This is a genomic window from Gelidibacter sp., assembly GCF_035577925.1.
Taxonomy (GTDB): domain Bacteria; phylum Bacteroidota; class Bacteroidia; order Flavobacteriales; family Flavobacteriaceae; genus Gelidibacter.
In genome coordinates, this window is the sequence record NZ_DATJCY010000107.1 from 1 (window position 1) to 7,374 (window position 7,374).

10 protein-coding genes are annotated in these 7,374 nt (G+C 32.4%); 4 read left to right on the top strand and 6 right to left on the bottom strand.

Annotated elements, in window-relative coordinates; all coding sequences use genetic code 11:
• Positions 1–70: 70 nt before the first annotated feature.
• The 3 genes from VNJ50_RS03750 to pepE all read right to left on the bottom strand — a co-directional run bounded on the left by VNJ50_RS03750 (position 71) and on the right by pepE (position 2,144).
• Positions 71–592, bottom strand: a complete 522-nt coding sequence (locus tag VNJ50_RS03750) for a hypothetical protein (protein WP_325579191.1) — start codon at positions 590–592, stop codon at positions 71–73.
• A gap of 1 nt (position 593) precedes the next feature.
• Positions 594–887 carry a hypothetical protein gene (locus VNJ50_RS03755; RefSeq protein ID WP_325579193.1) on the bottom strand — a complete coding sequence of 98 codons (294 nt, stop codon included), beginning with the start codon at positions 885–887 and terminating at the stop codon, positions 594–596.
• Positions 888–1,436: 549 nt separating this feature from the next.
• Positions 1,437–2,144, bottom strand: coding sequence for a dipeptidase PepE (pepE, locus tag VNJ50_RS03760; RefSeq protein WP_325579195.1), 708 nt, complete (start codon positions 2,142–2,144; stop codon positions 1,437–1,439).
• Positions 2,145–2,352: 208 nt separating this feature from the next.
• On the opposite strand from pepE, the gene VNJ50_RS03765 reads away from it, so the two are divergent.
• From VNJ50_RS03765 to VNJ50_RS03780, 4 genes are all read left to right on the top strand, one after another.
• On the top strand, positions 2,353–3,159 hold the full coding sequence (locus VNJ50_RS03765; protein ID WP_325579197.1) for a carboxypeptidase-like regulatory domain-containing protein: 807 nt from the start codon (positions 2,353–2,355) through the stop codon (positions 3,157–3,159).
• On the top strand, positions 3,152–3,955 hold the full coding sequence (locus VNJ50_RS03770) for a carboxypeptidase-like regulatory domain-containing protein (protein ID WP_325579199.1): 804 nt from the start codon (positions 3,152–3,154) through the stop codon (positions 3,953–3,955). The genes VNJ50_RS03765 and VNJ50_RS03770 overlap by 8 nt, the downstream gene beginning before the upstream one ends.
• Positions 3,952–4,722 carry a carboxypeptidase-like regulatory domain-containing protein gene (locus VNJ50_RS03775; RefSeq protein WP_325579201.1) on the top strand — a complete coding sequence of 257 codons (771 nt, stop codon included), beginning with the start codon at positions 3,952–3,954 and terminating at the stop codon, positions 4,720–4,722. Before VNJ50_RS03770 ends, VNJ50_RS03775 begins: the two co-directional genes overlap by 4 nt.
• 127 nt (positions 4,723–4,849) lie before the next feature.
• The gene (locus VNJ50_RS03780; protein WP_325579203.1) at positions 4,850–5,140 is read left to right on the top strand and encodes a twin-arginine translocase TatA/TatE family subunit; all 291 of its coding nucleotides are present in this window, start codon (positions 4,850–4,852) and stop codon (positions 5,138–5,140) included.
• Positions 5,141–5,266: 126 nt separating this feature from the next.
• Here the strand turns inward: VNJ50_RS03780 and VNJ50_RS03785 are convergent, their stop codons facing one another.
• The 3 genes from VNJ50_RS03785 to VNJ50_RS03795 all read right to left on the bottom strand — a co-directional run.
• Complete coding sequence (locus VNJ50_RS03785) at positions 5,267–6,190, bottom strand: YeiH family protein (protein WP_325579207.1); 924 nt, start codon at positions 6,188–6,190, stop codon at positions 5,267–5,269.
• Positions 6,191–6,417: 227 nt separating this feature from the next.
• Positions 6,418–7,122, bottom strand: coding sequence for an SIMPL domain-containing protein (locus VNJ50_RS03790; protein ID WP_325579205.1), 705 nt, complete (start codon positions 7,120–7,122; stop codon positions 6,418–6,420).
• 21 nt (positions 7,123–7,143) lie between these two features.
• Positions 7,144–7,374 (bottom strand): O-methyltransferase (locus VNJ50_RS03795; RefSeq protein WP_414652863.1); only part of this gene is annotated, 231 nt, incomplete at its 5' end.

Sequence of the window (7,374 nt, forward strand, 5' to 3'; positions counted from 1 at the left end):
GTAGATACAGATTATATGGATTATTTAGACACGGATTTATATGTTGTATCCAAATATCAGGCATTATTTTCTAAAACTCCGTTCGTGAGTTGCCCATTGTTATAAAATCAAACTTTTCATGAAATTCTGGATTGTTTAAAATCCTTTTTAAGTCGTTTTTAGATGTTCTATTTCGTATCAGTATTTCAAAATCATATTTTTCACCAGATTTTTCGGTGATGGTTATATAATTTTTGTTTCCAAATACGGAGTGCGTGGTCCAGCCTCCATAATCCATATATTTCAGGAAGATGTTTTCAAGTTCATTTAGAGCAATAGTTTCAGTTATGCCGTTTGCGTTAAATGCAATGTTTTCAGCTGATATTTTAATAGTCCCTATTTTTTTAGGTTTGATAAAAGACTGAGCAAACAAGAAGTAAATACCTGAAATAAAAATTGCTACAGCCAAGTATTTAAAATAGATATTCTGACTTTCGTTGTCATAGAAGTAAATATAGAAGATGGCAATCAAGTATAGGATTACAAATATAATCCTAAGAGTTTTGGAGAACTCTCTTGTTTTTACAATTTCGGTGTTAAATTCTGTAGACATTTTATTGTATATAGTTGACAATGGTATTCTTTATTAAAATTTCATTCAGTTTTTGAGTATCAGATTCTGTTATATCATTCAGGTCAAATATTACTGTGCTATCATTAATCTTCGTTATTTTTAATTTCTTGTCGTTTAGTTCAATCGCTTTAATCTCCTCAAAAATCAATGATTTCCCCATAAAAGAATTAATTTTTATCAAAGCGCCTTTTTTATTCCATTGGACATAATTTTCATACCAAAACATTTTACTGAAATAAATGGCTTGAAGAAATATACCACAATATTCATTCATTTATGCAATTTAGGGTTTTTTAAATTGAATTAACTCAAAAGTTCCTCCTACAATAAAAATGATAGAAAGTATTAAAATTACGATCCAAAAACTATTTTTCATGTTATCAAAGTGTATTCTTTTCATGTTTGATCTGTTTTTGATGGTTTTGAGTATTATTGATAATGTTGTTGTGTGTTTATTATCAGTGTTTTATAATAACAGTATTATGTTTAATGCTGTACGTACCGAATCAAATATAGCAGATTCAAATAGAGTATCCTAGGTATATTTTAGTGCTTTGTTGACGATTTTGAAACATACTCTTTAGTAATTCTGAATTTTTTGACACGGATTTCACTTATGTTAACAAACACTTTTAATTTCGAAGAATTACGCAGAATTCATATGAAATGAAACAATTCAATGATAAATATTTAGCGGTTCTGTGAGAATTGTTTCACAGAGATTCACAGAGTTTTTTTCTCATCGGTCATTCGTCTATATTCTATCCTCTAAATTCTTTACTCTATGCTCTTCTACCCACTAAATCCTACCCACTAAACTCCACTACTTCAACCCACTCAAATCCGTTCCAGTTTTTACTTCATAAGGCGCTTTGTTGTATTCAAAAATGCGTGCGTCCAATTTGCCTTTTAAGATGATGTTAGTTCCATTTACTTCAAGCCAACTGCCTTCTCTGAGTCCAATAACGGGCTGAGAATTAAAAGCATGAAATTCCTGAATCCGTGTTTCGCGTGTTTCGCCCATGTGGGTACTATTGGTGTCTGGATCCAAATAATGCGGATTGATATTAAAAGGTACCATTCCCAAAGTCTTGAAACTCGGCGGATATACAATAGGCATATCATTGGTCGTGTTGATGGTGAGACCGCAAATATTACTGCCTGCACTGGTTCCCAAATAAGGAATTCCGCTGTTAATGACGTTTTGCAAGCTGTTTATTAAATCATTTTTGTAAAGCTGATTGACTAATACAAAGGTATTGCCACCGCCAACAAAAATGCCTTTAGCGTTGTGTAAAGCTTCTTTCGGATTGTCAAATTCATGAATGCCTTTAGCTGTTTTTCCTATTTTCAAAAATGCTTCTTGTACTTTTTGAGTGTAATCATCATGACTGATACCGCCAGGTCTGGCATACGGAATAAATAAAATAGTGTCTGCAGTGTTAAAAAATAACTTCAATTCGTCTAATAAATATTCTAAATAGCCACTACCATGCAAGGTTGATGTACTGGCAATTATCATTTGTTTCATAGATTGTTTTTTATATTGTAAAGTGAGTTTTGATGTGCAATTCTTATTTTTTAAGAAACCCCTGTAAATTTGTGTGTTTGGGTGATGTACTCAAATATTTTGTTGTAAATTTAAGTAATCTGCCAATTTAACAAAAGTTTAATCAGGCTTTAGAGTTTAATTAAGAGAGTTCATCCTTTCTTTAGCAACCTAATTAAATATAAATTTTATGAAAACAACTTTACTTTATTTATTTCTTCTTTCTCCTTTATTTTTTGTGACGGCACAAAATATAACCCGTGTTGAAATTTCTGGAAAAATTGTTGTGGACAGTGAGGATCTTGAAGGAATAACCGTTTATAATAAATCGGCTAAAAATGGTGTGCTCACGGATGAAAACGGATTGTTTAAGATCAAAGTGGCGTTAAATGATGTGATTGAATTTAGAGCTTTACAATTTCAGGATTTTACGGTCACCATAAATGAAAACATCCTTAAAACGAAGAGTCTAACTGTATTTTTGGTTGAGAAAATTAATAAACTGGATGAAATCATTATTTTGCCATATGACCTTACTGGGAATTTGCTTGCGGATATTGAAAGTGTCAAAACGTTCAATCCAGATTTAGATGCCATTTATTTTGGATTGGCAAATATGAACGAATATGAATTTCCTGATGATTACAAATCGAAAGTAGTTAATGTGGCGATGCCTGGCACAGGAAATAATGTGCCTTACGGATTGAATGTTATCGGAATTGTCGATTTGTTTTTAAGACCAATTTTTAATTCCAATAAAAATAAAGGAATAGAAGTGATGGGTGATAATGATGCCTATGACCAATTTACAGACCATTATAGCACCAAGTTTTTAGTCGAAAACTTTAATATTCCAGAAGATAAAGTTGATGATTTCATAAATTTTGTTGAAGAGGAAGGTATTGATTATTCACTTTTAAAATCAGGCAAAGAGTTTCATTTTTTAGAATTTATCAGCGTTAAAAGTAAAGAATTCTTAAAAAAGAAAGGTGAGTAGCATAAGGTGTTCTATTCTTGCTATCATACTTTTTAGTGGTCCGTTTCTGTTGGCACAAACCGAGATTATTAAAGGTAAAATTATTGCTGATGACGACGTGGATGGCATTCATGTTTTGAATAATACCTCTAAAACATTTACAATTTCTGACAGTCATGGCTATTTTTCAATTGCTGCAAAGTTGAATGATACTTTAATGTTTTCGGGAGTTTCATACCAATTAAAAAAAGTGGTGATTAGTCAGCAGATGCTCAATTCTAAATCAGTAACCATTCATCTTACGGAAAAAATGAATGTTTTGGATGAAGTGATTGTAGGCAAAATGTTAACAGGTAATTTGAGTGTTGACATCGCCAATTCAGATGTGAAACGCGATCTCAATTTTTACGATTTGGGTATTCCTGGATATACAGGAAAACCAAAAACGCAAACGGAAAGGCGTTTGTATGAAGCTGGAGATTTCAAACCCATTCAGTTGTTGAATCTTTTGGGTGGTTCGCTTCCATTAAATCCAATTCTGAATGCCATTTCTGGACGGACCAAAGAGCTTAAAGAAAGAGTTCGTTTTGAAAATCAGGATAATTGCATCAATAGTATCAAATCAAAATTACAGGATATGTTATTTATTGACAATGCATTAGATGAAAAATATAAAGTTGAATTTTTCTATTTCTGTGCAGATGATCCACAATTTGATTCTACTTGTGCACTTAATGACGATATTAAAATGTTCGAGTTTTTGAAAGAAAAGTTAATCAGTTTTAAATTGAAACTTCAAACAACAACCGAAGAGTGAGAAGTAACCTGATTGTTTTAATATTTGTAGTATTTAGCGGCATGTTTGCCAATGCACAAGTTGTTGATGTTCATGGTGAAATTATTGCAACAAGTGATGTGGATGGCATCCATATTATCAATAAAACCTCTAGCCGATTTACTATATCAGATGCCGATGGCACCTTTACTATTCCCGCAAAACTGAATGATACCATTCTTTTTTCAGGGATTTCCTATCAGACAAAAGAAATCGTGGTTACAAATTTTATTATCGCTTCAAAACAAATGCCTGTGTATTTGGAGGAGTTGGTTAACGCTTTGGATGAAGTTGTTGTGGGAAAAATATTAACAGGCGATTTACTTTCCGATATTAAAAATGCCCAATTGACTCCAGAGCTCAATTTCTATAATTTAGGCATTCCGGGATATACTGGCAAACTAAAAAGCCAAACGGAACGACGCTTGTATGAGGCCAGTTCGGGAGGTGGACTTATTCCTATATTTCCTATAATTAATGCCATCTCTGGACGTACAAAACGATTGAAAGCACAAGTTAAATTTGAAAAACTTGATGATTGTGTTCAACGGATGAAATCAAAATTTTCAATTGATGTTTTTAATAATTATGATTTGGAAGAAGGACAAAAAGCTGAATTTTTCTACTATTGCCAAGATGATCCACAATTTGAAAATTTGTGTAAAAACACCAATGATATGGTGGTTTTTGAATTTTTGCAATCTAAATTAGTCACTTTTATGACAATTCTTGAAGCTCAAAAAAAGTAAGTGTAATGGGGTAGTTTGGCAGAAAATCATATCAAAAAATTCTGCAAATAAATTTTAACTTAAACAGGCAATTAATTTAACAGTCCACTTATTTATTCCATTCAAAACATCTCACTATATTTGCATTGTGATACTACAAACTACATTCTTATTTATAGGTGCCACAGAAGTCATGTTCATACTTTTTGTCGTGGTCATGTTGTTTGGTGCTGATAAAATACCCGAAATTGCAAGAGGTTTGGGTAAGGGCATGCGTACGCTTAAAGATGCTACCAATGATCTTAAATCGGAAATCACCAAAAGTGTCGATGACACTGGTATTAACACTTCAGAATATACAAAGGAAATTACTGAGCAAATACAAGAAATTAAGGACGAGGTCGAGGATTCTTTAGGATCAGTAAAACGAAAACTTTAATTGTTTAGGAGTATTTGCTGATTTTTAGAGCAAGTTTCAATAATAAAACCTATTAATACATAGGTTTTTTGCATTTATAAATAATCTGTAATTCATTTGTTTACATACAATTTTATCGGCGATATATTATTGGTAGATAATATAAACCAATGAGAAAATTGAAATAAAAATCCAAAGCGATAAGGCAAGCACGATGGGTTTAAATCCTGTTTGTTTTATATCGGAAAATGAAACAGTCGTTCCAACCAAAAACAAGGTCACTATTAATAGACGTTTTGAGATCAGTACAATATTACTGCTAATAACCGCTGGTAATATCTCATAACTATTAATGAGAATGGCCAAGATAAACAGAAAAATAAAATAAGGAATCTTGATTTTTTGACCTTTCGATTTGAATAAAAACATCGAAAAAACCGACAACGGAATAATCCATAAAGTTCTGGATAGTTTGACCGTTGTGGCTATTTTTAAAGCTTCGTCACCATAACTTAATGCTGCTCCAACTACTGAACTTGTGTCATGAATGGCAATGGCTGCCCATAAACCAAATTGATGTTGAGTTAAATTCAGAATAGAACCAATCGGAGGAAATATTAAAAGTGCCACAGAATTCAGTAAAAACACAACACCTAAAGCTAAACTGATTGTTTTGCCATCGGCGTTAATCACTGGCGAGACTGCGGCAATGGCACTGCCACCACAAATAGAAGTTCCTGAGGTGATGAGATGGCCTAGTTTTCGGTCCAGTTTTAGCCATTTGGTCAGAATGATGCCAAAGGCTACGGTCAATACAATGGAGTAAAACGTCAGGCTCAATCCATCTTTACTTGTTTGGAGCGTTTCTTTGATGAACATGCCAAAACCTAAACCTACAACGGCAACTTTAAGTAATATCTGAATGGCTTTTTGACTTTGTTTTAAGTACGGATTGCTAAAAATAAATGTGAATAAAAATCCTAATAACAAAGCGGTTGGACTATTGATAAAACCAAGAAGAGCTACCAGGATAAGGATAAAAAAAATAGGTTTGGCAATTTTAGATAGCATGATGTTGAATTTCACGATGCGAAATTAAAGCTTAATTATAACCTTTATGCAAATCTCTCGAAATATTCAATGGCTTTGGAGAAATAGTCTGTTTTAATATGAAACCAAACTCAAGACTTTATTTTAAAAAATCGAATAATGATTTTCTCTGCGGATCCGTGACTTTGCCTGAATAGGAACATTGATGACGTTGATAAAACTGATTGGCACAGATATTTTGTTTTCAATTATTCAATTCCGAATTTTATAGACACTTCGGCTTCCACTATTATAGGTTTAAATTCAATATCTATAGGTTGATAGTCTTGTTTCATTCTTTTTCCGGAAAAGCCTATAACGACTATTTCGTCTAACTCTCCATTATAATTATAACTTTGAAAATACGTGTCGGTTATAAATAAAGCTTTGGTTATTTTTTGATTTAACGGTGCTATCAAATATTCGGCTTGCATTTTAGCTTTCGCAACGGCTTTGGATTTAAGTTTTAACTTTAGTTCTTCGATCTTTGAATATTCGGTTTTGTCCAACGACACGTTTGAAATTCCTATATCTTCAAGTCCTACTATAACCTTACCTGCTGTTTGGGCATCAAATACTTTTAACTTATAGGCTTTACTTTTCATAATGTCTTTTTGCTTTAGAAAGTATTTTTTGAAATTACTGGATAAGTCAGATAGTATGAGTTGCTTTTGTACGTCAATACCCAAAATTTTTAGCTTTTCAGCCATGTTATTTTCTAATTCTTCTACTGAAATCTTATTTTTTTCATCTTTCTCTCTAATTAGGATGTCGAGGTAAATGATGTCTGGCTTTATAAGGGTGTCCACCTTTGCTGTTGTTTCCAAATAATGTTGGTCAATAAAGTTTTTACTTTGTCCAAAAGTTAGGTTTCCGATAAAAATAAGCCCGATAAGTAAATTTATTTGTTTCATTATATGGTTCTGTTTTTTGTGCTACTTTTTTCTGCTCAATGTCAATCCATCACGAATAGGAAGTATAATGGTTTCAATCCGATCATCTTCTTTCAGGAGTTTATTATAAATAATCAACGCTTCTGTTGATTTATCATCTTTTTTTAGCGTTTCAATTACTTTTCCGCTCCAAAGTACATTATCGGATAAAATGATGCCTCCAGGATTGAGTTTGTCAATAACCAATTCAAAATAATGACTGTAATTTTCTTT

What these genes read in the sequence shown, in the direction of transcription:
- VNJ50_RS03765 (WP_325579197.1), top strand. Translation starts at nt 2,353, where the DNA reads ATGAAAACAACTTTACTTTATTTATTTCTTCTTTCTCCTTTATTTTTT.
- VNJ50_RS03785 (WP_325579207.1), bottom strand. Translation starts at nt 6,190, where the DNA reads ATGCTATCTAAAATTGCCAAACCTATTTTTTTTATCCTTATCCTGGTA.
- pepE (WP_325579195.1), bottom strand. Translation starts at nt 2,144, where the DNA reads ATGAAACAAATGATAATTGCCAGTACATCAACCTTGCATGGTAGTGGC.
- VNJ50_RS03755 (WP_325579193.1), bottom strand. Translation starts at nt 887, where the DNA reads ATGAATGAATATTGTGGTATATTTCTTCAAGCCATTTATTTCAGTAAA.
- VNJ50_RS03750 (WP_325579191.1), bottom strand. Translation starts at nt 592, where the DNA reads ATGTCTACAGAATTTAACACCGAAATTGTAAAAACAAGAGAGTTCTCC.
- VNJ50_RS03790 (WP_325579205.1), bottom strand. Translation starts at nt 7,122, where the DNA reads ATGAAACAAATAAATTTACTTATCGGGCTTATTTTTATCGGAAACCTA.